The sequence below is a fragment of the Oscillibacter hominis genome (assembly GCF_014334055.1).
Lineage (GTDB): Bacteria > Bacillota > Clostridia > Oscillospirales > Oscillospiraceae > Oscillibacter > Oscillibacter hominis.
In genome coordinates, this window is the sequence record NZ_CP060490.1 from 655,393 (window position 1) to 681,127 (window position 25,735).

At 59.3% G+C, this 25,735-nt stretch carries 32 protein-coding genes; 30 read left to right on the top strand and 2 right to left on the bottom strand.

Annotated features, from left to right (window positions below):
* The first annotated feature begins 2 nt into the window (after window positions 1-2).
* The 27 genes from H8790_RS03270 to H8790_RS03400 all read left to right on the top strand — a co-directional run bounded on the left by H8790_RS03270 (window position 3) and on the right by H8790_RS03400 (window position 19,324).
* Window positions 3-899, top strand: a complete 897-nt coding sequence (locus tag H8790_RS03270; RefSeq protein ID WP_009258903.1) for a ParB N-terminal domain-containing protein — start codon at window positions 3-5, stop codon at window positions 897-899.
* On the top strand, window positions 896-1,633 hold the full coding sequence (locus tag H8790_RS03275; protein ID WP_009258904.1) for a hypothetical protein: 738 nt from the start codon (window positions 896-898) through the stop codon (window positions 1,631-1,633). The genes H8790_RS03270 and H8790_RS03275 overlap by 4 nt, the downstream gene beginning before the upstream one ends.
* Window positions 1,630-2,034, top strand: a complete 405-nt coding sequence (locus tag H8790_RS03280) for a hypothetical protein (RefSeq protein ID WP_009258905.1) — start codon at window positions 1,630-1,632, stop codon at window positions 2,032-2,034. Before H8790_RS03275 ends, H8790_RS03280 begins: the two co-directional genes overlap by 4 nt.
* 1 nt (window position 2,035) lies before the next feature.
* Complete coding sequence (locus H8790_RS03285) at window positions 2,036-2,698, top strand: hypothetical protein (RefSeq protein ID WP_187333578.1); 663 nt, start codon at window positions 2,036-2,038, stop codon at window positions 2,696-2,698.
* A 20-nt stretch (window positions 2,699-2,718) separates the two neighbouring features.
* Window positions 2,719-3,381, top strand: coding sequence for a DUF4240 domain-containing protein (locus H8790_RS03290; protein WP_009258907.1), 663 nt, complete (start codon window positions 2,719-2,721; stop codon window positions 3,379-3,381).
* Window positions 3,378-4,307 (top strand): ParM/StbA family protein, encoded by a 930-nt coding sequence (locus tag H8790_RS03295; RefSeq protein ID WP_009258908.1) that lies wholly within the window; start codon window positions 3,378-3,380, stop codon window positions 4,305-4,307. Before H8790_RS03290 ends, H8790_RS03295 begins: the two co-directional genes overlap by 4 nt.
* The gene (locus H8790_RS03300) at window positions 4,300-4,596 is read left to right on the top strand and encodes a hypothetical protein (RefSeq protein ID WP_009258909.1); all 297 of its coding nucleotides are present in this window, start codon (window positions 4,300-4,302) and stop codon (window positions 4,594-4,596) included. Before H8790_RS03295 ends, H8790_RS03300 begins: the two co-directional genes overlap by 8 nt.
* A 14-nt stretch (window positions 4,597-4,610) precedes the next feature.
* Complete coding sequence (gene dcm, locus H8790_RS03305; RefSeq protein WP_009258910.1) at window positions 4,611-5,750, top strand: DNA (cytosine-5-)-methyltransferase; 1,140 nt, start codon at window positions 4,611-4,613, stop codon at window positions 5,748-5,750.
* Window positions 5,747-6,709 carry an amidoligase family protein gene (locus H8790_RS03310; protein WP_009258911.1) on the top strand — a complete coding sequence of 321 codons (963 nt, stop codon included), beginning with the start codon at window positions 5,747-5,749 and terminating at the stop codon, window positions 6,707-6,709. The genes dcm and H8790_RS03310 overlap by 4 nt, the downstream gene beginning before the upstream one ends.
* Window positions 6,710-6,713: 4 nt before the next feature.
* Window positions 6,714-6,962 carry a hypothetical protein gene (locus H8790_RS03315; RefSeq protein WP_009258912.1) on the top strand — a complete coding sequence of 83 codons (249 nt, stop codon included), beginning with the start codon at window positions 6,714-6,716 and terminating at the stop codon, window positions 6,960-6,962.
* 1 nt (window position 6,963) lies between these two features.
* Window positions 6,964-7,506, top strand: a complete 543-nt coding sequence (locus H8790_RS03320; protein ID WP_009258913.1) for a gamma-glutamylcyclotransferase family protein — start codon at window positions 6,964-6,966, stop codon at window positions 7,504-7,506.
* An 18-nt stretch (window positions 7,507-7,524) separates the two neighbouring features.
* On the top strand, window positions 7,525-7,923 hold the full coding sequence (locus H8790_RS03325; RefSeq protein ID WP_009258914.1) for a hypothetical protein: 399 nt from the start codon (window positions 7,525-7,527) through the stop codon (window positions 7,921-7,923).
* Window positions 7,913-8,293: a DUF3846 domain-containing protein gene (locus H8790_RS03330; protein ID WP_009258915.1), complete on the top strand. Its 381-nt coding sequence runs from the start codon at window positions 7,913-7,915 to the stop codon at window positions 8,291-8,293. Before H8790_RS03325 ends, H8790_RS03330 begins: the two co-directional genes overlap by 11 nt.
* The gene (gene metK, locus H8790_RS03335) at window positions 8,283-9,434 is read left to right on the top strand and encodes a methionine adenosyltransferase (RefSeq protein WP_009258916.1); all 1,152 of its coding nucleotides are present in this window, start codon (window positions 8,283-8,285) and stop codon (window positions 9,432-9,434) included. The genes H8790_RS03330 and metK overlap by 11 nt, the downstream gene beginning before the upstream one ends.
* A complete protein-coding gene (locus H8790_RS03340) occupies window positions 9,431-10,174 on the top strand; it encodes an adenine nucleotide alpha hydrolase family protein (protein ID WP_044944404.1) in 744 nt (247 codons plus the stop codon). The genes metK and H8790_RS03340 overlap by 4 nt, the downstream gene beginning before the upstream one ends.
* Window positions 10,175-10,191: 17 nt before the next feature.
* Window positions 10,192-10,905: a DUF1281 family ferredoxin-like fold protein gene (locus tag H8790_RS03345; protein ID WP_009258918.1), complete on the top strand. Its 714-nt coding sequence runs from the start codon at window positions 10,192-10,194 to the stop codon at window positions 10,903-10,905.
* Window positions 10,902-11,675 carry a DUF7768 domain-containing protein gene (locus H8790_RS03350; RefSeq protein ID WP_009258919.1) on the top strand — a complete coding sequence of 258 codons (774 nt, stop codon included), beginning with the start codon at window positions 10,902-10,904 and terminating at the stop codon, window positions 11,673-11,675. The genes H8790_RS03345 and H8790_RS03350 overlap by 4 nt, the downstream gene beginning before the upstream one ends.
* Window positions 11,676-11,679: 4 nt before the next feature.
* A complete protein-coding gene (locus H8790_RS03355; protein ID WP_009258920.1) occupies window positions 11,680-12,006 on the top strand; it encodes a hypothetical protein in 327 nt (108 codons plus the stop codon).
* Window positions 11,996-12,724, top strand: a complete 729-nt coding sequence (locus tag H8790_RS03360; RefSeq protein ID WP_009258921.1) for a DNA-methyltransferase — start codon at window positions 11,996-11,998, stop codon at window positions 12,722-12,724. The genes H8790_RS03355 and H8790_RS03360 overlap by 11 nt, the downstream gene beginning before the upstream one ends.
* A gap of 129 nt (window positions 12,725-12,853) precedes the next feature.
* Complete coding sequence (locus tag H8790_RS03365) at window positions 12,854-13,183, top strand: DUF6329 domain-containing protein (protein WP_009258922.1); 330 nt, start codon at window positions 12,854-12,856, stop codon at window positions 13,181-13,183.
* A gap of 212 nt (window positions 13,184-13,395) precedes the next feature.
* Window positions 13,396-13,704: a plasmid mobilization protein gene (locus H8790_RS03370; RefSeq protein WP_009258923.1), complete on the top strand. Its 309-nt coding sequence runs from the start codon at window positions 13,396-13,398 to the stop codon at window positions 13,702-13,704.
* Window positions 13,705-15,111, top strand: coding sequence for a relaxase/mobilization nuclease domain-containing protein (locus tag H8790_RS03375; protein WP_055270879.1), 1,407 nt, complete (start codon window positions 13,705-13,707; stop codon window positions 15,109-15,111).
* Window positions 15,092-15,739 (top strand): DUF3801 domain-containing protein, encoded by a 648-nt coding sequence (locus H8790_RS03380; protein WP_009258925.1) that lies wholly within the window; start codon window positions 15,092-15,094, stop codon window positions 15,737-15,739. Before H8790_RS03375 ends, H8790_RS03380 begins: the two co-directional genes overlap by 20 nt.
* A gap of 87 nt (window positions 15,740-15,826) precedes the next feature.
* The gene (locus H8790_RS03385) at window positions 15,827-16,285 is read left to right on the top strand and encodes a recombinase family protein (RefSeq protein WP_009258926.1); all 459 of its coding nucleotides are present in this window, start codon (window positions 15,827-15,829) and stop codon (window positions 16,283-16,285) included.
* 74 nt (window positions 16,286-16,359) lie between these two features.
* Entirely contained in the window at window positions 16,360-18,105 is a 1,746-nt protein-coding gene (locus H8790_RS03390; RefSeq protein WP_009258927.1) for a VirD4-like conjugal transfer protein, CD1115 family, read from the top strand.
* A complete protein-coding gene (locus H8790_RS03395; RefSeq protein WP_009258928.1) occupies window positions 18,102-18,413 on the top strand; it encodes a hypothetical protein in 312 nt (103 codons plus the stop codon). Before H8790_RS03390 ends, H8790_RS03395 begins: the two co-directional genes overlap by 4 nt.
* 65 nt (window positions 18,414-18,478) lie before the next feature.
* On the top strand, window positions 18,479-19,324 hold the full coding sequence (locus H8790_RS03400; protein WP_055270877.1) for a hypothetical protein: 846 nt from the start codon (window positions 18,479-18,481) through the stop codon (window positions 19,322-19,324).
* On the opposite strand, the gene H8790_RS03405 is transcribed toward H8790_RS03400, so the two are convergent.
* On the bottom strand, window positions 19,321-19,665 hold the full coding sequence (locus H8790_RS03405; protein ID WP_009258932.1) for a hypothetical protein: 345 nt from the start codon (window positions 19,663-19,665) through the stop codon (window positions 19,321-19,323). The genes H8790_RS03400 and H8790_RS03405 overlap by 4 nt on opposite strands.
* Before the next feature lie 107 nt (window positions 19,666-19,772).
* Here H8790_RS03405 and H8790_RS03410 point away from each other — a divergent pair, with 107 nt between their 5' ends.
* From H8790_RS03410 to H8790_RS03420, 3 genes are read left to right on the top strand one after another with little or no spacing between them, the layout of a single operon-like run.
* Window positions 19,773-20,126, top strand: a complete 354-nt coding sequence (locus H8790_RS03410) for a PrgI family protein (protein ID WP_044944356.1) — start codon at window positions 19,773-19,775, stop codon at window positions 20,124-20,126.
* Window positions 20,119-22,497 (top strand): VirB4-like conjugal transfer ATPase, CD1110 family, encoded by a 2,379-nt coding sequence (locus H8790_RS03415; RefSeq protein WP_055270875.1) that lies wholly within the window; start codon window positions 20,119-20,121, stop codon window positions 22,495-22,497. The genes H8790_RS03410 and H8790_RS03415 overlap by 8 nt, the downstream gene beginning before the upstream one ends.
* A gap of 30 nt (window positions 22,498-22,527) precedes the next feature.
* Window positions 22,528-24,618 carry a C40 family peptidase gene (locus H8790_RS03420; RefSeq protein ID WP_009260280.1) on the top strand — a complete coding sequence of 697 codons (2,091 nt, stop codon included), beginning with the start codon at window positions 22,528-22,530 and terminating at the stop codon, window positions 24,616-24,618.
* 102 nt (window positions 24,619-24,720) lie between these two features.
* Here H8790_RS03420 and H8790_RS03425 read toward each other — a convergent pair whose 3' ends face one another.
* Complete coding sequence (locus H8790_RS03425; RefSeq protein WP_009260279.1) at window positions 24,721-25,683, bottom strand: helix-turn-helix transcriptional regulator; 963 nt, start codon at window positions 25,681-25,683, stop codon at window positions 24,721-24,723.
* Window positions 25,684-25,735: the final 52 nt, after the last annotated feature.

The following is a 25,735-nucleotide window of genomic DNA, read 5'->3' on the forward strand; positions in this document are numbered from 1 at the left end:
CCATGCGTAATACAGGCATTGAATACACCAGTGCGGAACGCACCCCCACCATTCTACCGGAACTGGCGGAACTGCTCCCCCCTCTCAGCGGGGAGCAGCTTGCCGCGCTGGAGAAGGACATCCTGCAAAACGGCTGCTATGCGCCCATCATTGTCAATGAGGATCTGGTCGTCGTAGACGGCCACAACCGGCAGCAGATCTGCACCCGGCACGACCTGCCCTACAAGATGGCGGTGTTTGCCTTTGACGATCTGCTGGAGGCCAAGCAGTGGGCGCTGGATACCCAGAAGGGCCGCCGCAACCTGGACAAATGGGAGTTGGGCAAGATCGCCCTGAAACTGCGGCCGGAGATCGAGGCCAGGGCAAAGGCCAACCAGGGTGCCCGTACAGACCTTTCGGCAACATTGCCGGAAGGTTCCGCACCTGTGGACACCCGCAAAAAATTGGCTGCATCCGTTGGCCTCGGAGAGCGCACGATGGGCAAGGTGATGCAGATCGACGAACACGCCCCCGCCGCCGTGAAGGAGGCCCTGGATAAAAAGGAACTGTCCGTCAACCAAGGGTATCAGATCACCCGGCAGGTACAGGATCTGCCGGAGGACGAGCAGGGGCAGGCGGCATTGGACCTGGTGGAGCTGGAAAAAGCGAAAAAGGAGATCCGGGAGAAGGATGCGGAGATCGACCGCCAGAGCAAGATCGCCGGCGTGTTCTGCAAGGCTTATGAAAAGGCCGTTCTGCTGACGCCCACAGAGGAAAATGTGCGCATCTGGGTCAAATGCACCCGCATGACTAAGGAAGAAATGGAGGATACCATCCAGGAGTCCCATGAGTTGGCCGGGGTGTTTACCTCCATTGCCGGCCTCATGGAACACCTCCTGCCGGAAAGGGGGACGCTATGAATGAGATGAGTGTGCGAACATGGCAGGAGCGGTTCCGTGCCGGGGATTTCAGCAGCCGGGACCGTGCTGTGCAGTGCGAGGCCGGCTGGTATGACTGGTTTTGCCGGGACGACGCCCTGGCCGGACGCCTGAAGAAGATCTCCAGCGTGGTGCTGGGGATCACGGACCCCTTCATTCTGGACAACTACTATGTGTGGTTCAAGAACAACTGCCCGCTGGAGGGACCGCTTTATGACGACGTCCGGTTTGAGCCTCTCACCGGGGAGCGCGACGGGAAATATTTTCTTGTTGCCCTGGACAGCCACCACGAACTGATCAAGTGGACGCTGTACACAGAGCGGTATGGCTATGACGCGCCGGAGTTTTGCTGCGGGAATGTGCGGGAGATGACCGCCTATATCAACGCCATGGCGCCGGAACTGGCCCAGGGGATCCAGCCTCGCTTCGTGCTGGAGAAAGCGGCTGTGGGGGAATATGTCCGGCAGCATGAAGGGAAAGCCGCCTACAGCATCCGGCGGGAGGGGGATCACCTGTTCGCCTACCAATCCTCCCGCGACTGGAAATATCGGACTGTCGCGGTTTCGGACTCTCCGGAGAATGTTCCCCAGGGCTTTCCCGCGGAGCGGGCCGAACAGCACGGCATGCTCTATGTTTTCCCAAGCAAGGCCCCCGCTCTGGACAGGGCCGACTATGTGGTGCGGCGCGCACAGCGCAGGAAGGAGCAGACGCGATGACCAGGAGATCCCACGGCCGCCCCGCGCTGCCGCCCGACGCCAAGGATGAGATCCTCCATGTGCTGTTTGCCAACATGGAGATCAGCGGCGACGAGATCGCGGCCATTTTGAAAAAACACCATGTCTCCTGCGACGCCGACGTCCTGCAGGACCGCTACCGCAGGCAGCTGGGCCAGCGCCTCATGGCCAGCCTCCGGGATGCCTCTGGTGAGCGCGAGGTCCTGTCCAATGGGAAGGGGCGGTATGTTGTGCTGGAGTGCTGCAGGGATCGCCAACAGCTCGCGGCCATCCGCCGCCGCATTCAAAATCAGGCGCATGGCCTGAACGCTTCCGCCGGCAAGGTGAGATCCCGCATCGCTGTGCTGGATCGCCTGATCGCCCGGCTCAGAAAGGCGGCGTGACATGAAGATCAAGGATCTGATCGCCGCGGTCCGGGACTACCCCGCTCTGCGGCAGGCGTTGGAGGAATCCAACACTGAATTGGACCTCAGCCGGATGGAATGCGCGCAACTGCAGAGCAAGATCAATGAACTGGAACCGCTCGTCGATGAATACTACCAGGAGAGCTGCGGTAAGGAATATGCCGCCAATCAGGAGCGCCAGAAAGTGGAAACACTGAAGAAAGCCCTTGCGTCCTTTTGCCCGGCCCTGGACAGCACGGAGCAGCTCCGGCGGTTCTATGACACCATCGCCCCGGATTTTGATGATGGTGGTTTCCGCCTCTACGACGCCGCCCTGGCGATCTCCGGCTATCCCAATCTCCCCGGCGAGTTCCCCTATGAGGACAACCGCGGTGTCTTTGATGAGGCGGACGGTCATCAACTGCTGAAGTACCTGACCGCCCTGCACTTCCATGCCGTTCGGTGGGAGGTCGTGCCGGGGACACCTTATGAAAAGGCTGTCCTGTTGGATGTGGACACCGCCACCCCGGAGTACCGGGCCTTTGAAAAGCAGCTCTATACGCAGGCCCTGCGTGACTTAGGTTTTCAGGGCCTTCTGCCCCAGGAGCAGGAACGGCGGATCGGCAAGCAAAAAGAAAAACGGAAGGAAGGTGCTGAGCGATAGAACAGAAACCTGACAATGGGATGAGCAAGGATGCCTTCTGGGCGCTGATTCAGGAGGCAAAAACCGCCTGCGGCCAGGATCTGAACGCTATGGAGGACTACCTGCGGGAGCAGCTTGTGTCTATGGGGCCTGCCGCGGCGAAAAATTTCCATGACATTCTGCAAACCTATGAGGATCTGGCGGACCAATACGGCCTGTGGGACGCCGTCAGCGTGATCAAGGAGTATGGCTGTTCGGATGACGGTTTTATCGACTTCCGCGCCTGGCTGATCGCCCAGGGCAAAGAGGTGTACATGAATGCGCTGAGGGATCCCGACACGCTGGCGGATATAGAGCCATACGGCGATTGCTGTTTCGAGTGCCTGTCCTATGTGGGCGATTACGCCTATGAGCAGCTCACCGGCCGCAGCGCCTACGACGAGATGGAACCAGACAGGATCGAGAAGATGCGGGACGAGCTAAAAAAGGATATCGTCTACAAAGACGGCATCCAATACCCCAGGGAGCCGAAGGACCTGCCACGGTTCCTACCCCGGCTGTGCGAAAAATACGGCGGGCCGGAGCGTTTCCTGGCGGCGCCATCCACATGGAATTACGACCTCCATGAGATCCGCCGGCTGCTGGACGAGGGCAAGGTCCAGGACATGGCTACCAAAAAAGAGAAAGGGGGCGGCGCTCGGTGAGCGAGGGATACGTCATCGGCGTGGACCACGGTTACGCAGCCATGAAAACTGTCCACGGTTCCTTCCCCTCGGGGCTGGTGGCCTATGAGCACGAGCCGTACACCCAGAAGAATGTGTTGGAATACGGCGGTACGTACTATGTGGTAGGCAGCGGCAGGCAGCCTCTGCAGAAAGACAAGACCCGGACGGAGGACTACTATCTGCTGACCCTGGCAGCCATCGCCAGGGAACTGGACTGCCGCAATGCCGAGCGCACCTGCTCCGTCATTCTGGCTGCCGGCCTGCCCCTGACCAGTTTTGGCCGGGACAAGAAGAAGTTCCGTGCCTATCTGCTGCGGGACGGCAAACCGGTGCCCTTCCGCTATGAGGGCCGGGACTATACCGTCACCGTCCGGGATGTGAAACTGTTCCCCCAGGGCTATGCCGCTGTGCTGACCCAGACGGAGCTGCTGGATGAACCGTCCGTCATCGTGGCGGACATCGGTGGCTGGACAGTGGACCTGATGCGCTTGGACAACCGCCTCCCCAATGCCGCCACCTGCCGCAGCTTGGAGTGGGGCATGATCCGCTGCATCGATGAGATCAGCGAACAGGTGCGACGCGTCCTGGGTCTTTCTCTGACAACGGCGCAGATCGAGTGCGTCCTGCGGGGTGATGCCAGCAGCCTCCCGGACGAGGCGAAAGGAATCATCCATGCCCAGGCGGACCTGTATGTGCAGAACCTGCTCTCCACCATCACGGAGTGCGGCCTGGACACCCGCGCCATGCCTACTATTTTTATAGGCGGCGGAGCGGCGCTCATGAAGCGGCGTGTTTCGGCCACAAACGGCCTGTGTCGGCCCGTGATCCTCGATGATGTATCCCTGAACGCCAAGGGCTATGAACGGCTTGTACGGCAGATGTCGGGGAGCGGCGCCCATGCCTGAAAAGCGACGGCTCAGTCTTTCCTTCTCCCTGACTCAGCGGGAGCAGCGGAACGCATGGGAGCGCCTGTCCGCCGTTGCGCCCGGACAGCGCATGGACGCCGTGTGCAGGATGATCAACGGCTATATGGAACAACAGGAACTGCTGGAGGCCATTCGCGGCGCTATCCGGGAGGAACTGGCAGGCGTTTCCTTCCCAAAGACCACTACGCAGCAGGAGCAGGCCGGGGCCGTCGATGAGGACGTCCTCGGCTTTCTCCGTGCGCTGCAGGAGGGAGATGATACCATCTGATTCGATATTTTGATATGTTCGCCGGGATCGGCGGCTTTCGGGCGGGGCTGACCCGCGTCGGCGGCTTCCAGTGCGTCGGACACTGCGAGATCGACAAATATGCCGAAGCCAGTTACCGCGCGATCCACGACATCAGGAAGGAGGAGCGATACTATCCAGACGCCCGAGCCATTGACCCCAACGACCTGCCCGACTTCGACCTTTTGTGTGGGGGATTCCCCTGCCAGGCGTTTTCTCTCGCTGGCCGCAGAAAAGGATTTGACGATGCAAGAGGTACTCTCTTCTTTGAAATTGCCCGCCTGGCTGAAACCAGACGGCCTTCGTATCTTCTGCTCGAGAACGTGCCAGGACTGCTTAACCATGACGGCGGCCGGACGTTTGCGGCCATCCTCTCCGCGCTTTCTGACCTGGGGTACCATGTCGAATGGGCTGTGCTTAACAGCAAACATTTTGGAGTCCCGCAGTCAAGGAGGAGGGTGTTCCTTATCTGCTATCTTGATCCCCGATGCGCCGGAAAAATATTACCTGTCTTCGGAAATGGTGCAAAAGCTCTTATACAACTCATCGGCGGGGCGCAAGGACACCGGGTCTATGACCCAGAAGGAGTAGCCTGTACCCAGACAGCCGGTGGTGGCGGCCTCGGTGTGAAAACCGGGTTATACCTGCTGCCGCCGGACGCGCCCTTTGTGGATCTGTGTGCGGGGCATCCGAAACGGACGCAGCAATCCCGATGCATCACTGCCCGCTATGGGCAGACGACGCTGTCCAATCATAAGGCGGAACGCTCCGGGGCGCTGCTGATCAAGGAAGCCACCCGAAAAGGCTATCAGGAGGCGGCGCCTGGCGACAGCGTGGACTTGGGCTATCCGGGCAGCGCCACACGCGCCGGTCGGGTCGGGGTCGGTGTCGCCCATGACGCCGCCAGTGTGCAGGGCATTGTGGAGCGCGGCGGACGCATCCGCCGCCTGATGCCCAGGGAGTGCCTGCGCCTGCAGGGCTTTGACGATGAGCAAATCGACAAGATCCTCGCCATCAACTCGGACGCCCAAGCCTACAAGCAGGCAGGCAACAGCGTCACCGTTACAGTGATCGAGGCCATTGGCCGGCGCATCCGGGCCGTGGACGAGGCTTTGCGAAAGGAGGCGGCTGCGTGACCGGGATGAAGGACCAGTATTTCGGCGTCGAGGTGGAGATGACCGGCATCACCCGTGAACAGGCCGCGCAGGCGCTGGCAGATTATTTCGGAACGATCCCACAGTACAAAGGTGGGGTTTATGATGCATGGGTCGTCAAAGACACAGAAAACAAAGAGTGGAAACTGATGAGTGACGGAAGCATCCGTGCAGAGCGAAAGACATTGCATGGCTACGAACAAACAAATAACAGGCAATATAAAGTGGAGATGGTTTCGCCCAAACTGACCTATGCGGAGCTGCCAAAGTTCCAAGAGTGTGTGCGGCAGATCCGGCATGCGGGGGCAAAGGTCAACAGTTCCTGCGGCCTGCACATCCATGTGGACGCGGCCAACCACAACCGCCAGAGCTTGAAAAACCTCCTGAGCATCATGTACGCCAAAGAGGACATTTTGTTCAAGGCCCTGCAGGTGAATGAGGCCCGTGCCGCCCGCTGGTGCCAAAAGGTGCGGGAACCCATGCTGCGGCAGGCCCGCACCCTCTCCGCTGAGGAAACCAAGGATCTGACACAGCTGGAGAGCATTTGGTATGAAGGGGAGGTCAGCGCAGGAGAGCATTACAACTGGACACGCTATTATGCCTTAAACCTGCACTCGGTGTTCTATCGCGGCACGGTGGAGTGGCGCTGTTTCAACTCCACCCTCCATGCAGGCCGTGCCGCGGCGTACATCAACCTGTGCCTCGCCATGTCGGCCCAGGCCATAGCCCAGCGCAGCACTGTCATGCGGAAAACCCACAGCGACAATGAACTATTCACTTTCCGTGTATGGCTGGTGCGCCTGGGCCTCAACGGGCCGGAGTTTAAGAACACCCGCGACCATCTGCTGGCCAACTTAGATGGTGACCGTGCCTGGCGCTACGACAAGGACAGTTACGAAGTCAACAAAAAGAAGAAAAAGAACCGAGAGATGGAGAGGTGACGAGATGAAGATCCGCATTGAAGAAGATATCCTGTCCGGTACCGGGGCGGAGATCATGGACCAGCTGCGCGCCCGTGTATTTGACCCCACGGAGTTCCCTGACACGGAGAGTTACATCTGGTTCCTGCGAAACAATGTGGTGCGTACCACCGGCCTGGACTTCCCACTGCCAGAGGGGGATGTGGAGCAGCAGGCCCGCATGATGTTCTCCCAGTTGGCGAAAGTAGGTGCCCTCACGATTCTGGAGGACTGATATGGCGGAACGGTTGTATTTTGCCTATGGCAGCAATATCAATCTGGAGCAGATGGCTGTCCGCTGTCCCGCCGCTCAAGTGGTTGGACCTGCGGTGCTGGATGGCTATGAACTGCTGTTCCGCGGCAACCGGCGCGGAACCGGCGTCGCTACCATCGAGCCTTTGCCTGGCAGCCAGGTCCACGGCCTTCTGTGGAAGCTGACGCCGGAGTGTGAGCGATCCTTGGACGTCTATGAGGGATACCCGCGCCTGTATGAGAAAGAGAATATCACGGTCCGCACCGGGGACGGCAAAGACGTGGTCGTCATGGCCTACATCATGACAGGGGAACTATGGCGGGATCCCACTATCCCTTCTCCCGCCTACTATGGCGGCATTCTGGAGGGATACCGCCAAAACGGCCTGCCGGTGCCGGAACTGGAGGCCGCGCTGAAAAATGTGCACGACGAGGTGCGGCAGGCCCGGCACTTTGAGCGCATGCAGGAAATGGACCTGTTTTTCGGCGAAAAGCCAGGCAGGAAGAAGGGCCACCATGAGCGATAAAGGAAAGAGAGGCGCGGTATGGCAAGAAAAACCATCTCTCTGACGGGAGAACTACACATGAATGCCACAGGATTTTCCGTAACCGTAGATGCACTGGAAACATTGAAAATCGTTGGTATCGCATATGGTGTTTATGACCATGCGGAAGATCTGCGGGATTGCCGTGTCACACTGGAGAATGGTGAGCGGCCGGCACTGGTTGTTCAGGAAGATGTCAGCCTGCATGGAAGTCCCTTTTGGGAAACCGTGCGTACCATTACAGATGACCCGGAACGGATCCGGCAATATGTGGCATTTCGGGAAACGCTAAAAATGTTCCAACAGATAGAACGGGAGCGCGAAGTTGTGCAACGGGATACAGGCCGCAGCAGTCAACAGGGCGCTCCCGCCAAGAGGAAGGATTGCCATGAGCGATAACCATCTGACAATCCTCGTTGTAGAGCCGGGGAAACCGCCATATCCCCGGCAGATCCCAGACACCCTGCAGGCCATGCAGGAGATTGTCGGCGGGGACATCGACGCCACATACCCCTATGAGGATCCCGTGGCGCTTATATTTAACAGCAGCGGCAAGTTTGCTGGCCTGCAGCCAAACCGCCTCCTCCGGCTGGAAAACGGGGATCCGTATGATGTTGTGTGCGGCACCTTTTTCCTCGCCGGCCTCGGCGGGGAAACCTTTGTGTCTTTGACGCCGGAACAGCTTCGAAAATATGAATCCCTGTACAGCCGGGAGATGTTGTTCCCACTCCCCAAAAAGAAAGAGAGAAGGAATGAGCATGAAAGATAAGACCATTCTGACAGCGGAGTCCGTCACAGCGGGCCACCCGGACAAGCTGTGCGACACCATAGCGGATACTGTGCTGGACTGCTGCCTGGAACACGACCCCAACGCCCGCGTCGCCTGTGAAGTTCTGGCGACGGCGGGCAAATTTGTGGTGGCCGGCGAGATTAGCGCGCTGACGATCCCGGATATCTCTTCCATCGTGCGCGACACGGTGCGCCGGGCCGGATACAACTGCAGGGACTTTGATGTGGAGGTTCTCATCCACCCCCAAAGCCCGGACATTGCAGACGCTGTCGCAGACAGCGGCCAAGCAGGTGCCGGCGATCAGGGCATCATGTACGGCTACGCCTGCAGTGAAACAGAAAATCTCCTGCCACTGCCGGTAGTGCTGGCCCACCGCCTGACCGCCCTGCTTACCTGTGCGCGGACGATGGGCAGGATCAGCGGCCTGCGGCCGGACGGAAAGGCGCAGGTGTCTGTGGAGTATGTCTTCGGCGCACCCCGGCGGATCTCCGCCATCGTCCTCTCCTGCCAGCATGCGGAGGATAAGGATCTGTCCCAACTGCGGGAGGAACTGCTGGAATTCGTCATCCAGCCAGCCCTCCGCATCTTCCCCGCGGATGAGGACACGGAGATTTTCATCAATCCCTCCGGCCGCTTTGTACTGGGTGGGATCGAGGCGGACACCGGCCTGACCGGCCGCAAACTGATGGTGGACACCTATGGAGGGCTGGCCCCCCACGGCGGCGGCGCGCTGTCCGGCAAGGATGGGACCAAGGTGGACCGCAGCGGCGCCTACATGGCCCGCTGCATCGCCAAGAATATTGTGGCCGCCGGCCTCGCGGAGAAATGCACAGTCGCTCTGGCCTATGCAATCGGGCGGGCCGATCCGGTGGCCGTCGACGTGGATACCCACCTCACCGGTACATACTCGGACAAACTGCTGGAACAGGCGGTCCGCTGTTTCTTTGACCTCACGCCCGCAGGTATGATCCATACCCTGCAGTTGAACCAGCCGATTTTTGCGGACGCCTGCAACTATGGCCACTTTACCAGGGCAAACCTGCCGTGGGAGCAGACCGGTCAGGCCGGAAAGTTTGCGGAGCTGTGTGCGCAGTTGGATCACGGAGATGGTGGCGGCTGAAATATATAGCATCCTGTTCTTTTGGTAAGGACAGCATCGCCACCATCCTGCTGGCGCTCCGCTACGGGGAACCGCTGGATGAGGCGGTGTACTGCGAAGTTATGTTTGACAGCCATATCTCCGGCGAGGTGCCGGAACACCGGGACTTCATCTATGGCACGGCCATCCCCGCACTGGAGCGCATGGGCGTAAAGATCCGCATTCTTCGTGGGCTGCAGACCTATGTGGGGCTGTTCACCGGGCGGATCACCCGCGGGCCGAAAAAGGGCCTGCTCCGCTCCTTTCCCATCTGTGGGCGATGCGCCGTCCAGCGGGACTGCAAACTGAAACCGATTTTACGGTACCAGAGAAGCCTCCCGCCGGACACGGTCCAATACATCGGCATCGCCAGGGATGAGCAGGAGCGGCTGCTCCGGCTGGACGGACGCCGTGTTTCCCTGTTGGACAAGTATGGCTATACGGAACAGGACGCAAAGCAGCTCTGCCGGGAGGCGGGGCTGCTTTCTCCTGTCTATGACTTCACCGACAGGGGCGGCTGCTGGTTCTGCCCCAACGCCAGGCGACGGGAACTCCGCCATCTCTATGACCACCACCCGGATCTGTGGGCCAGGATGCTGGAACTGCAGGCCCTGCCGGGAAAGGTCACTGAGAAGTTTAACCGGACCACGACATTTTCGGAAATTGACGCAGGTTTTCGGCGTGAAGATGAACAACTCAGCCTATGGAAAAACGCCGCATAGCGGTGAAGGGAGGTTTCATGCCAAATCATATCACAAATTTGATCTCATTTGGAGATCAGCCGGAGCAGGTCGCCGCTTTCCATCAAATGCTGCGGGATCTGCGCCAGAAGGATGGTGTTTACGGGAGCATCGATTTTAACAAACTCATCCCTATGCCAAAAGCCTTAGACATTGAATCCGGAACCAGGACAACCAACGGCCTTGACGCATATCGCCGGTTTATAACTGGTGACAAAGCCGGCGCGGAAGCTTTCCAAAAAGAACATCCGGAGGAATGGGCGCTTGGGAAACAGGCGTATGAGAATATTCAGCAGTACGGTTCCCCCACCTGGTACGAGTGGTGTAATAAAAATTGGGGAACCAAATGGAATGCGTATTCCTGTGTGGAACTGGGTAAGGATGATGATACCCTGGAGTTCTTTACTGCCTGGAGCAGCGTCCCGACAATTTTGGAGGCCCTTTCGAGAAAGTACCCGGATCAGACTATCTCCTACTGCTGGGCAGACGAGGACATCGGGAGCAATGTGGGAGAGGCTGTATACAAAAACGGAGAAATGATCGATGCAAACATCCCGGAACCCGGATCCAGAGAGGCGTATGAACTGGCGTCGGATATCATGGGGATCGACCTTGCAGACTTTGACCTCTATCTCTCTGCGGATAAAAGCACCTATGAGTACCATGAGGACCCATCCAAAACAAAACGCACCAAGGATGGGCCGGCGAGATGACATTTTACGAACAGGAACTTCGGAAACTGTTTGCAGACGGCACGGTGATCGGCAGCCCCAAGTTTACAGGCCGGGCCTGTTTGGGAACGCTGGGAAAGGATCTCCGTGCCCGTGTGCAGTTTGTGACATCAGGCCACGCGGACCACTATGACGTCATCAGCGTTACGGTGCTGAACCGCACAGACGGCGTAGTAGATAAGCTCCGCCTCCGGCTGAAGGACGTCCTCGGCGTCAAGCAAGTGCCGGGCAACCCCAACTTCCGTAATGGCGTAGCGCCGCATATCTGGGAAGATAGCGGGAAAGTGGAGTGGTACGCCTTCCGCCCATCCGCGGCGGACTATTCCGCCATGCGGCAGGCTGTGAGCGAGTACCTGGGAGTGTTCCGGGATCGTGTGACGGAGCGCCGGCAGGATGGCCCAAGACTCGTCTACATCTGCGCCCCGCTCCGCGGCGAGGTGGAGAAGAATATCGCCTTCGCCAGAGATAAAGCGCGGGAGGTATTCGCAGCGGGCAACGTGCCCATCTGCCCCCATTTGATGTTTCCGCCCATTGCCGACCCGGAAAACCCGGCACAGGATCAGGCGGCACGGGAGATGGGCCTGCGGTTGGTGGAGTCCTGCCAGCAGGTCAACGTCTACGGCCCCGTCTGGACGGAGGGCATGTGGGCGGAGATCAACCACGCCGAGAGGCTGGGGATCCCTGTCCTGACAGACCAAAAGGAGCTGGGAAAGCCCCCGCGCCGGCGAACCAAGCAAGGGAAGGAGCGATGATGTGATGGTGGACAACATTCCGCCAGAAGAACTGGAGATCGAATTATCAGGCAGGCAGATCGAGCAGTTAGATGCGATTGACAATACCGTTTACCAAACGATCCTCACCTTCCTCAACAAGACGGAAGATGAATTTCCCTGGGATATGCATTATATAGGCGAAGTAGCGGATGCCATCGAAGGAACACTGCTGGATCTCGGCCAGCGGGTCCACCGGCCTGCAATCATAACGGAAAAAGACGGAACAGTGCATTTGGAAGAATATCAGGAACCTGTACTGCAAACACCCAAAAAGAATAAGAAGAAGGAGAAACCTGCCTATGAGCGATAACCCCCAGTGGGAAATCATCCAAGGCGACGCGCTGAAGGTGCTGTCCGGCTTTGCGCCTGGGACCTTCGACGCGGTGATCACAGACCCGCCCTACGCATCCGGCGGGCGCACCCAGGCGGAAAAGAACAAGTCCACGGCCAAGAAATACTCCAACATGGGCGACCATGCTCCGCCGCCCTTTGACGGGGACGCCAAGGACCAGCGGTCATGGACGCGCTGGGCGGCGGAGTGGCTGTACGACGCCAGAAAAATCTGTAAGCCCGGCGCCCCGGTGTGTATGTTCATCGACTGGCGGCAGCTTCCCGCAGCTACGGACGCCCTCCAGTGGGCTGGCTGGATCTGGCGCGGCACCGCCGTCTGGGACAAGGGCAACAGCCGGCCCCAGAAGGGACGCTTCCGCCAGCAGGCGGAGTACATCGTCTGGGGATCCAACGGGGACATGCCCATCAGCCGGCCTGTGCCCTGCCTGCCCGGCGTGTTCAAGTACGGCAACCCCCAGAACCGCATCCACCTGACGGAAAAGCCCCTGCAACTTATGCGGGACATCGTGAAGATCACCGAGCCGGGCGGACGGATCCTGGACCCCTTTGCCGGCAGCGGCACCACGGTGCTGGCCGCTGTGCTGGAGGGCTACTCCGCCACCGGCATCGAAGTCACGGACGCCTATGCCGCACTGGCCAGAGGCCGGATCCGCCAGGCGCTGGAGGACGTCCAATGACACGCCCTTGCTTTTCAACCGTGGACGGCAAGGACGTCCAATGACACGCCCTGCCATTGAAGGGAGGTCTGCACCATAGCAAAAGAGCAGCAAGCACGATTTTTCAGAAAGGCGGCTTCTGTTGCTGATTTGCAAAACGACACCCCGATCATCAAGACCGCGCCTTTTACGGTGGTGCGGGAGATCATCCTGCCGGAATCCAAATACCGCCGCTTTCAAGCGGACCTGCTGGCCGAGGCCCCTTTCATCGCCGCAAGGACCCAGCTCACCGGGTACAGCGAGAAGTTCGGCCGCTTCCGCTGCCTGCTGGTCACCGCCCGCAGGCGGCAGGACGGCATCCTCGTTGACAGCGAAGGTTACACCTACGCCCGCTATGCGGCGTATGTGCGGGACAAGCGCGAACTGGAACTGGCCGGCGTCCCGCGGGATAACCTGGACTTCAAGGCCCATGAGCGGTGAGCATTTTTCTTTTCCGCAGGAGAGGGAATTGAAATCCACCTACCGCTTGAAAATGGCCGCGCCCTGCGCGGCGAGGCCACCGCCGCCTTCGGCGGCGATGGCGCAAGCATAGCGCAAAGATATCTTTTGCGCGCTTGCAGGGGGGATCCCCCTGGCCCCAATGCCGCCTGCAGGCGGAAAATTGCCGGCTGTGAGCCGTGGAAGGAGTGAGCATGCAGAAGAAATACGAGATTTGCCTACGGCTGTCCCAAGAGGAAAAAACGCTGCTGGAGAACAGCGCCCGATGTTGCGGCCTTTCCAAAACCGCCTACCTCCGGCGCCTCATTCTGGGGGCGGAGGTTCGCGCGCTCCCTTCTCAGGAGATCAAAGCCCTCCGCACGGAGATCCATCATATCGGCAACAATATCAATCAAATCGCCCGCAGTGTCAATGCTGGAATTGCCAAACCGGACGATGCCAAACACGGGCTGTATATGCTGGATCGTGTCTATGAACTCATGTACCAAGTGGCGAAAAAGTAAATGGCTGTTACAAAAGTTCTTGCCAGGAAAGGTCGTCTGGATGTCGGCATCCACTATGTGCTCAATGGCGATAAGACTAACGAACAGATTCTTACAGCCTATCTGAATTGCGATCCCGGCCACGCATGCAGGCAGATGCTGGATACGAAACGTGCAATGGGCAAAACAGACGGCGTCCAGTATTATCACATCATCCAGTCCTTCAAGCCCGGCGAGGTCACCCCGGAGCTGGCGCTGGAGATCGCCAGGGAGTTCGCGGCAGAGCATCTGCCCGGCTACCAGGCGGTCATCGGCGTCCATGTGGACAAGGAGCACATCCATGCCCATACCATCTTCAATTCCGTGAATGCGGATACCGGCGAGAAGTACCACAGCAATGCCCGCAGTTACTACAGCCAGATTCGCGCCATCTCAGACCGGCTGTGCCGGGAACATGGCCTGTCCGTCATCATGGAGGGAAAAGCAGATAAGGCCGTCAGCTACATTGAGTGGCTGCGGCAGAGCAGGGGCCAGCCCACCTTCCGGGCAATGCTGGAGGCGGATCTGCGGGAGGCCATAGAGGATGCCAACGATATCGGTCACTTCTTCCTCATCATGGAGCACAAGGGATATGAGATCAAGCATGGGAATCGCCTCGGTTTCCGTCTGCGGGGCCAAGATCGGTTCATGGTACCGGGCCGAAAAAACCCGCTGTTCACCGAGGACGGCATCCGCGCCGCCATTGGAGGGAATCTGGATGCCATTGCCGCAGGTACGCGCCCCGCCATCATCTACCGGCCGCGGTACCAGCCGTACCGCAGGCATCCCAAGTACACCGGATTCATGGCCCTGTATGTCCATTACCTCTATCTGCTGGGCAAGGCCGGGCAGCGGCAGTACCCGCCGAGGATGACGCCCCATCTCAGACGGGAGATCATGAAGTTCGAGAGTTACAAGGAGCAGTTCGCCTTCCTGCGGGCGCATGGTATTACTACGGCGGAGGATTTGAGTGCCGTCCGCGCCCGCGCAGAGGAAACGCTGGCCAGCCTGATGAAACAGCGCACCATCCTCAACGTGCGGAAGAAGAAACGGCGGGCGCTCTACGACGCCCTCTCCGACGCGGAGGCCCTCGCCCCGGCAAGGGATTGCTATGAGTCCGGCATGCCCGGCATGGAGGAACCCTTCGCCCGCTACATGGACGCCGTCTCCGCGCTGGAGCAGTGTGGGATCCATAGGGAGCAGCTCATGGCGGAAAAGGCGGAGTTGTACCGGCAGTTGGCGGACGTCAACCGTGAGATCCGGCGGGCGCGGAAGGAGATTTCCATGTGCGATACCATTGAGCGGAACCGGCCTCAGATGGAACACGACATCCATGTGGCCGAGGCCAAGGCAAAGGAGGTGGAACGAGATGAATATCGGAGGCGGTGAAGCTGCGGACCAACTGGTCCGCATGATGCTCTCTGGTGGTGAGGTCGCAGTTCGGCTGACCGGTTCGGCAGTGAAAAATCTTTTGGCCATATCGCTGGCGCTGGCGAAAAGCCACAAGAAGATCAGCGGCAAGGTCCGCATGGGCAAAATGCTGCAGCAGACACGGGATCTGCGGGTATTCCCCATGACGCAGGAGGAATACCGGGAGTTCAGGCACAAGGCGCGGGAACCGAAATTGCTCTATGCGGCCATCCAAAACTCCAGAGATCCCAATGACCCCAAAAGCATGGTAGATGTTGTCATGCCGGCCACAGAGGTGGAACGGGCCAACTTGGTGTTCCAGAAGATGATGTACCAGCAGCCGGAGGCCCCCCAGAAGGAGCAGCCGGAACGGGAGCGGCAACCGGAGAAGGAACCTGGAACGCCAAAAAAAGATTCCCGGTCGGGACGCGCCTCGCGCGATACCAGCACCAGCTCTCCTATGCACGCCGGGAGCGCGGCGAGGACGACGAGTGATGAGCGGCCCTCCGTTGAGGGCCGCCTGCAGGACTATCGCGCACAGTTGGAGGAACAGCGGCGGCGCGCCCCGGCCAGGCAGAAAACCAAGACGCGGACCAAGACCAGATAATTGAGTGCTGTTTGGGGAAAGTGCTGGATATTCCGGGCCGGTTCAGGTATGGTTGCGTTACAGAAAAAGTGAAGGAGGCCAGATACCATGAAGGTCGTTTACTACTACAGAGGACGCACCGGCAGCGCAGGATTCCTGCTCCCGGAGGATATGGCACTGCTGAAAAGGCTGTTTGCGCACGGGAGCCTGCCGCCCAAAGCGCAGCTGCGAGGGAAACGCTGCTGGCTGTATCTCCGGGTGAACACGAACAATCCGGCAGCAGACGAGATCGGTATCAGCGGACAGGACACTTACCTGCGCCAATTTGCAGAAGTAAACAGCATGCAGATCGTCGGCGTATACAAAGATTATATGTGCGGATGGGACCTCCGGAGGCCCAGCCTCCGGTTCCTGGCGCGGGAGGCTGCCGAAAAGAAAATGGATTACATCCTGTCCTGTAAACAGGATCGGATCTACCGGGGCCACGACCTGCGGGGCCTCCTGCAGTATGAGGATCACATGCACGCCCTCGGTGTGGACATCCTGTATCCCTTCGAACAGGACTAAGCAAACAGGCATACATCCAAACAGCCTATGGGGCGTACCAATGCGGTGCGCCCCTGTTTTTCAGTTGGAGGTGAATGCCGCTGAATAAACCGGGCAGATCGGGAGGGATCCTCCCGTATCTGTTTCTCTACATCCCCGTGGTCTGGGCCGCTCTCCTGATTGCCCAGTCCCTCGGGAACGGCCTGCCGGAGCTGCTGACGAACCTGACCGCGGCCCTGCAGACTCCTTTGAAGATCCGCTGGACGGAACACAGCCTGATGAGCATCCTCGCCTGCACCGGCGCGTACATCATAGGCATCTGCCTGTATTGCACCACACAGGGCCGCACCCGTGACGGCGAGGAACACGGCTCGGCACAGTGGGCGTCTCCCAAACAGGTCAACGCTATGTTCTGTCAAAAGCAGAATAAGCCCCTGACACAAAATGTCCGTTTGGGGCTGGATACCCACAAGCACCGCAGGTCCCTCAACGTACTGGTCATCGGCGGCAGCGGCGCGGCCAAGACCCGCAGCTATGTCCTGCCTAACATTTTGGAGGCCAACACCAACTATGTGATCACCGATCCCAAAATGGAGGTGCTGACTGCCACCGGCGGCTACCTCAAAAGCCAGGGCTACGATGTGCGGGTGCTGAACCTTGTCAATCTGGAGCAGTCGGACGGATACAACCCCTTCCGCTATATCCGGGACGAGAAGGATGCCCTGCGGCTTGTCAATAACCTCATTCAAGCCACAACACCCAAGAACAGCCATGAGTCGGATCCGTTCTGGACCAAGGCCGAAACGGCGCTGCTGCAGGCCATCATCCTCATGCTGTTTCAGGAGGCGCCGGAGTCCGAGCAGAACTTTTCCATGGTCATGCGGGTGCTGGAATACGCGGAGGTAAAAGAGGACGACGAGGACCACGTCTCGCCGCTGGATCTGCTGTTCAGCGCCATTGAACGGGAGAAGCCGGACAGCGTCGCCGTCCGGCAATATAAGGTCTTTAAGATGGCGGCGGGCAAGACTTCCAAGAGCATCCTTGTGTCGACCGCTGTGCGTCTGGCCCCCTTTAACCTGCCCCAGATCCGGGCCATCACGGACCACGACGATATGGATCTGTACACGCTGGGAGAGAAGAAATGTGCCCTGTACGCTGTTATCCCGGACAATGACAATACCTATAACTTTTTGGTAAGTCTGCTTTATTCCCAGGTGTTCCAGACCCTTTACTACTGTGCAGACCAGATCCACCACGGTCCGCTGCCCCGGCATGTCCACTTCATCCTGGATGAGGCGCCCTCGGTCAATTTGCCGGGGCTGCCCCGCGAACTGGCAACCATGAGGTCCAGAAACATCTCCTGCAGCACCATCATCCAAAACATGGCGCAGATCAAGGAGCAGTTCAAGGACTCCTGGGAAACCATCCCCGGCAACTCGGACACCCTGCTGTACCTCGGCGGCAACGAGTCCAGCACCCACAAGTACATTTCCGAGGCCCTGGGCAAATCCACCATCGATACCAAGACTCATGGGGAAACCAAAGGTAAGTCCGGCTCATGGTCCACCAACATGCAGATCAGCGGCCGGGAGCTGCTGACGCCGGACGAAGTGCGCCGGTTGGACAACCGGTACGCCATCCTGCTCATTCGCGGTGCCGGACCGGTCATGGACCTGAAATACGATTTAATGAAACATCCCGCCGTCCGGCAAACCTCACTGGCTGGCGGGCCACCCTATATTCACCACAGGCAGAACCAAGCACCGGTGATTTCTGGACATGAATTTTTTGCGGCATTTTCCACCGATGACGCCAATGAAAACAAGGAGAATGCAGCATGAATCATAAATTCGAAAAGCGGGTCAAGCGCATTTACGCCATGCTTTCCTGCTTTGTGCTGGTCGCGGTCATGACCGTCTGTCCTGCCTTCGCGGCGGACGATCCGCTGGCGGTTGTGACAAATCTGAGCGACTTCATTTTTTCCCTCATCCGGGCCATCGGCCTCATCCTGCTGGGCTTCGGCGTCCTCCAGCTGGGCCTGTCCCTCAAGAGCCACGACCCCTCCCAGCGCGCCAACGGCATGCTCACCATCGCGGGCGGCATTGTGATCACGTTTACCAAGGAGATCCTCACCCTCATCACCGGCTGAGTGGGCAAAGCGGGAGGGCGCACACAGCGTCCTCCCGCTCCCTTCCCACACGGAGGTGATGCACAATGGGAAGTGGAAACTGGATCGTTGACAACCTGAACTCAGCCCTTGCTACCTGGAATGAAAAACTCACCGAGATTTGGACGCTCATCTCCACGTCGCCGGAAGAATTCAAAGGCGGCGGGATCTGGGACGTCATTCTCAACATCCATGACGCGCTGAGAGCCATCGGCTACGCTCTGTTGGTACTGTTTTTCGTCGCCGGCGTGGTCAAGACCTGCGGCAGCTTTACGGAACTCAAGCGCCCGGAGGTGGCGGTCAAGACCTTTGTGCGGTTCGCGCTGGCGCAGGGGGCCGTCACCTACGGCTTGGAGCTGATGATGACCCTGTTCAGCATCGCCCAGGGCGCGGTGTCCACCATTATGGACGCCTCCGGCCTCACGGCCATGTCCGACACGGCCCTGCCAGACGAGATGGTGACCATCATCGAGGACGTGGGCTTTCTGGAGAGTATCCCGCTGTGGGCGGTAACGCTCCTGGGATCCCTGTTTATCTGGGTTTTGTCGCTGGTCATGATTTTGACCGTCTATTCCCGCTTTTTCAAACTCTATATGGCGACGGCCATCGCGCCCATCCCCCTGGCCAGTTTCGCGGGGCAGCCCTCCAGCAGCATCGGCGTGGCTTTTATCAAAAGCTACGCCGCCATCTGCCTGGAGGGCTGTATGATCGTTTTGGCCTGTATTATCTTTTCCCAATTTGCCGCGGCGCCTCCCGCTATTGCGGACGACACCATGGCTGCCGCTACCATCGTTTGGAACTATATCGGGGAATTGGTTTTCAATATGCTGGTTCTGGTGGGCGCCATCAAGATGAGCGACCGGCTGGTGCGGGAACTGATGGGCCTTGGTTAATCCTGCAGGTCGTCAATATGGACGATACCGCCGCCGTTGAGGCCGGCCTCGCGCACCCGCTGGATCAAAATTTCCTCTTTTTCTTTCCCGCGCCGGCGCCGCTCCATGATGGCGGAGAGTTTCCGCACCAGGGAGTACACCCAGGACAGGACCGTCACCGCCAGCAGGATGTACCAGATCACATTGGCCAGCGTGTAGTGGGCGTAGTACCAATCGCTCAGCAGCGTCGGCACCACCAGCGCATACAGCAGCGGGATCGTCAGACGGAACACCGCGGCCAGGCGGAACAGGATGGACAGGATCAGGATCCCGGCCCCCAGAAAAATATATGCATAGAACATGGGTACACCCCTCTCGCTATTTTTTCACTTTGATGTTAGCATACCCCGGCGGACATGGCAACTCCTGTCTGCCAAAAGTCCAGGAACGGAAACGGAGGTGAAATCCAATCGAGGTACGCATCAACAAAGAGGTCCGAAACTATCAGGAGAGCCTGTTTTTCGGGCTGTCGCTCCGCCAGCTCATCTTTGCGCTGCTGGCCGTCGCTGTTGCCGTAGGCGTGTATTTTGGCCTGCGCTCTGTGCTGGCGACCGCCGAGATCGGATGGGTCTGCGTCCTGTGCGCTTTCCCGTTCGCTCTCGGCGGATTTTTCCAGTATAACGGCATGACGCTGGAGCGGTTTCTACTTGCTTATATCCGCACGGAATTTATATATCCTCACCGGCTCGTCTTCCAATCGGACAACCTGTACGCAAAACTCATGGAGCGTTCGAGTATGAAGGAGGCCCTGAAGATTGATTAAAACCCTGCAAAATACATTAAAGCAGGACAAAGAACAATTTACCGTGCCAAAATCCGTACAGGACGCCATCCCCATTCGCCGTATCTGGCCGGATGGGGTTTTTCAGTTTGGGAGCAAGTTCTCCAAGTGCATCCGTTTTTCGGACATCAACTACGCCATCGCCTCCAAAGAGGACAAGACGGCGATGTTCCTAAATTATTCCGAACTGCTCAATGCGCTGGACACTGGCTCTACCACCAAGATCACCATCAACAACAAGCGGCTCAACCGCCAGAACTTCGAGGAAACCATCCTTCTCCCGCCCCGCGGGGATTTTCTGGACGGATACCGGGCCGAGTACAATGCCATGCTCACGGACAAGGTCACCGACTCGTCCAACAGCGTGGTGCAGGAGCGGTACATCACCGTATCCACCCATAAGAAAAATGTAGATGAGGCCAGGACCTTTTTTGACCGTGTCATCGGCGACGTCACCAGCCGGCTCAATAAGCTGGACTCCCACAGCGAGGAACTGGACGCCATCGAGCGTCTGCGGATCCTCCACGACTTCTACCGGGTAGGTGAGGAAACGGAGTTCCACTTCAACCTGAAGGACAGCATGCGGAAGGGGGCCTCCTATAAGGATGCCATCTGCCCGGACAGCATGGAGTTCAAGAAGGACCACTTTGTCATGGGCGATAAGTTCGGGCGGGTCCTGTTCCTCAAGGAGTACGCCTCCTACATCAAAGACTCCATGATCAACGAGTTGACGGAACTAAACCGGACGCTCATGCTGTCCATCGATGTGATCCCCGTCCCCACGGACGAGGCGGTGCGTGAGATGCAGAACCGGCTGCTGGGCGTGGAAACCAATGTGACCAACTGGCAGCGCCGGCAGAACAGCAACAACAACTTCTCCGCCGTTGTACCATATGACCTCGAACAGCAGCGCAAGGAAACCCGTGAGATGCTGGACGATCTCACCACCCGTGACCAGCGCATGATGTTCGCCGTAGTGACGCTGGTGCATCTGGCGGACAGCAAGGAAGAACTGGACAGCGACACAGAAACCCTCCAGTCCATTGCCCGCAAGCACCTGTGTCAGCTCTCCACCCTCAACTGGCAGCAGGCGGAGGGGCTGGTGACGGCGCTGCCCTTGGGCCTGCGCCGCATCGATGCCCTCCGCACCCTTACCACCGAGGCGCTGGCCGTCCTCATGCCGTTCAAGGCCCAGGAGATCCTCCATCAGGGCGGCGTGTACTACGGCCAGAATACCATCAGCAAGAACCTCATCCTCGCCAACCGCTGGGAGCTGCTCAACGCCAACGGCTTTGTCCTCGGCGTGTCCGGCTCCGGCAAGTCCTTCACCGCCAAGCGGGAGATGGTGGGGCTGGCCCTGGCGGCGGAGAATGGTGACGGCGGGGCGCCGGACGACATCATCGTCATCGACCCGGAGAGCGAGTACCGGCCACTCATCGAGGGGCTGGGCGGCGAGGTGATCGAGGTGTCCGCCACCTCGCCCAACCACATCAACGCCATGGATATGGAGCAGGGCTACGGCGACGGGGAGAACCCGGTGGTGCTGAAGTCCGAGTTTCTGCTGTCCCTGTGTGAGCAGCTCATGGGATCCGGGAAACTCTCCGCCAAGGAGAAGTCCATCATCGACCGCTGCGCCGCCCAGTGCTATCGGGAGTACATCCGCAGGGGCTACACCGGCGCGGTGCCCACCCTGCAGGATTTCCATGCCGAGCTGCTCCGCCAGCCGGAGCCGGAAGCGCGGGACGTGGCGCTGGCCATCGAACTGTTCACCGAGGGCAGCCTGAACACCTTCGCCAAACCCACCAATGTGGACACCAATTCCCGCATCCTCTGCTATGACATCCGGGACCTGGGCCGTCAGCTTCTGCCCGTGGGCATGCTGGTGGTGCTGGACAGCATCTTCAACCGTATCATCCGCAACCGCCAGCAGGGGCGGAATACCTGGATCTATATTGACGAGATCTATCTGCTGTTCCAGCATGAGTACAGCGCGAACTTCCTGTTCACCCTCTGGAAGCGCGTCCGCAAATACCGGGCCTGCTGCACCGGCATCACACAGAATGTGGACGACCTCCTCCAGTCCCACACCGCCCGGACCATGCTGGCCAACAGCGAGTTCCTCGTCATGCTCAACCAGGCGGCGACGGACCGGACAGAACTGGCCCGGCTGCTGAATATCTCGGACAACCAGCTCTCTTACATCACCAATGTGGACTCCGGCCGCGGCCTCATCAAGTGCGGCAGTGCTATCGTACCCTTCATGGACAACTTCCCGAAGAACCGACTGTATAAATTGATGACTACCAAGCCCTCTGACACAGATGGCACCATCGGGATGGGGCGGGCCGCGTGACGCGGCCCGTTTCCATGGGGAGGTGCTTGGATGGATAAGATCAAGGAGAAGCCGCAGGCCACATCCTCCATCCGGGAGAAGATAACGGCCGTACCGAAGGAGTTGGTCCATCGCGGCCTGGAGGATGGGACGGACCGCCTGCGGACGCAGCTCCGTGACGCCGCCCAGCAGGGGCGGCGGGATGACTATGGCGGCGACCAAATCGAGGATACCACTGCGGACAGCATGCGCCGCATGGAGCGCGGTGCGGAAAAGCTCATTAAGGAGAAACGGAAGAACCGTGCCTCCCGCGACGGCAGTTCCGCGGATTCCACCGCTGGGGATCCCGCGCCGGAGATCCGTACACGGGAGCATGAAAGCCGTGTCAACGCCGCAGCGGCAGACCAGCCGGCGGAACCGGTCGGAAAAGCCGGGCAGCGGATCAAGACCAAGGACGCATACCTGCGCGCTCAAACGGAAACGCAGGTTTCCGGCCTGTCACCAGAGCGCACCCAGGGCCAGCAACCCTTCATCCGGGAGCGCGGGCGGCAGGCAGCGCAGAAGTCCGCGCAGGACAGAGTCGAGCGGATGCGTCAGCCAGCAGGCAGCGGGCAAGAGCCTATGCAACCTGTAGGAGATCGCCGGTCTTCCGGCAGAACTGCACATGGGAATGGGGGCAGGCGGGACGGGACTGTATCGCCCATGCGGCCAAAGGTGGAGCCTGCCCAAGATGCCGGCCCCCTGCCAAAAGGGAAACGCAAAACACCTGCCATAAAGGAGGCAGGCCGTGGCAGGGCCGTGCGCCACGCAAAGCCGGTTGCCGGCTCCTCCAGGCGGGTGGTAAAAACAGCGGACCATGCTGGGAGGGCTGCGGCCCAGACGGGGCGTGGGGCCACCCGTGCCGCCCAGAGCGCCAAAGCAGCCCATGTGGCACAGCAAACGGCCCGGTTCCGGCAGGCGGCAAAACAGGCGGGGAGTGCGGCGAAAAAGGCCGCTGCCAAGGCTGGAAACGCCCTGCGGGCCATCTATGCCGCCGCCAAGAGCCTGATCGCCGCTGCGGCTGCGGGAGGATCTGTCGTCCTTGCCCTGTTGGTCCTGATTTGTGTCGTCGGCCTGTTAATCGCCTCCCCCTTTGGTATCCTGTTCGCCAACGAGCCTGCTGACAGTACCTCTGTGGCGCTCAGTACGGCCATCGCCCAGATCAATGAGGAATACGCTGGTAAGCTGGAGGAACTGCAGGCCGGGGACTACGACCAGATTATCATAGACGGCGCCCCGCCGGACTGGCGGGAGGTCGTGGCGGTGTTTGCGGTGAAAACCGCAGGGACCAATGACGGCGTGGATGTGGTCACCCTGGACGCCGGCCGGGTGGAGCGTCTGCGGGAGGTGTTCTGGGATATGGTATCCCTCTCCTCCGAGGCGGAAACCATAGACCACCCGGACAGCGACCCGGACGACGGCGAGGACGACAGCTGGACGGAAACCATCCTGACCATCTCCGTCACGGGAAAGACCGTGGACGAGATGCGGGAACACTACGCCTTTACCGACGAACAGAACGACATGCTGGATGACCTGTTAGAGAACCTCGACCTGCTGGGCGGGGCCATTGGGAATCTGGCCGTGACGGAGGCCGACGCCAAAAAACTGCTTGCCTCGCTGCCGGCGGGCCTGAGCGCCGAGCGCCGGGAGATCATAGAAACCGCCTGCCAACTGGTGGGTAAGGTCAACTACTTCTGGGGCGGCAAGAGCCTGGTCCTCGGCTGGGACTCCCGCTGGGGTACCACCATGCAGGTCACTGCCCCCGGCAGCTCCAGTTCCGGCACCTACCGGCCCTACGGGATGGATTGCTCAGGGTACGTTGATTGGGTATTCTATAATGCCACAGGCGGCGAGTATATCATCGGTCACGGGGGAGGGGCCTCCGCGCAGCACACCTACTGCACCACCATCTCTTGGGACGAGGCGCTGCCCGGCGATCTGGTATTTTACCCAGAGGACTCCCATGTGGGCATCGTAGGCGGCAGGGATGAGAGCGGCAATCTGCTCATCATCCACTGCGCCAGCGGATACAACAATGTGGTGATCACCGGCATCGAGGGCTTTACATCCATTGGCAGGCCGGTATACTTTTCGGACTAAAATCAGGAGGACCGCTGCGGGGATACACCCCGCAGCGGTCCTCCTGCCCCGTAAAGGTGAGAGGGATCTGCCCAGCGTTTCCTGGGCGGATCCCTCTTGCTTTTATGTATGCAGCCACGAGGCCATATCCCGCATCTTCGCCAGCGCCTCCCCAGGCCCCTCGATGCGGATAGCGCCGCCGAAGGTGAATACCCATGAGAAGAACGGCGGCGTGGGCGCCACATCCACGGTGGCCCGGAAGTGGTTGGCGTCCACCACCTCCGTGTCCACATCCTCCCCGAAGTGATCTATGATGTTTCGCATGGTGCGGTTCTCACACAGCAGCGTCACCCGCTGGGGCATGTCGTGATACATGCCAAAGATTTCCCGGATGTAGGACGCTGGGTCAAAGGACGGATCCGCTATGTAAGGGGCATCTGAATCCTGGATGGCCGTCATGCGGTCCACCCGGAACTGGGCCAGTTTGCCGTGCTTTTCCGACCAGCCCACGGCGTAATAGAAATCCCGGCTCCAGATGAGGACATAGGGGCTGAATCCATAGCGGTAGCCCTTGTGTTTCAGGACCTTTTCCTTTTTCGGCGTGTACTCGAAATACTGGAAGGAGATGGCCCGTTGTTTGTGAATCGCCGTCTGGATCGCGTCGATGGCGTAGTACACGGCCTCGTTGTCCGGCTTGGCCGTGCCGTCCATGTAGACGGGGCGGTTCAGGAGCGCGGCGTTGTGTCTGCTGGTAAGATGGCCTAACTTCTCAATGAGGGCGGTGCTTTTCTTCTCTGTGATGAGGTGGGAGGACTCCACAGCGTCCACCAGCAGTTTCAGTTCCGGCAGCTCAAGCAGCCGGGAACCGACGAAGTAGCGGTTTTGCGTGCTTTTGATGCAGATGACGTCCAGGCCGAAGTCCATGAGCAGTTGGATATCGCTGTACACATTTTTCCGGGTGGTCTGGATGCCATGAGTCTCCCAAAAACGGAGAATATCCGCGCCAGTTGCGTAGTGGTGCTCATCTGTCTGCTTCAGGAGAAGTTGTAGCAATAGGAGAATTCGGGAGCGCGGATCGTTTTGCATATTGGTCATCCTCAATTTCGAAGACACTCTTGGTGTAATGAGTTCGATCTCC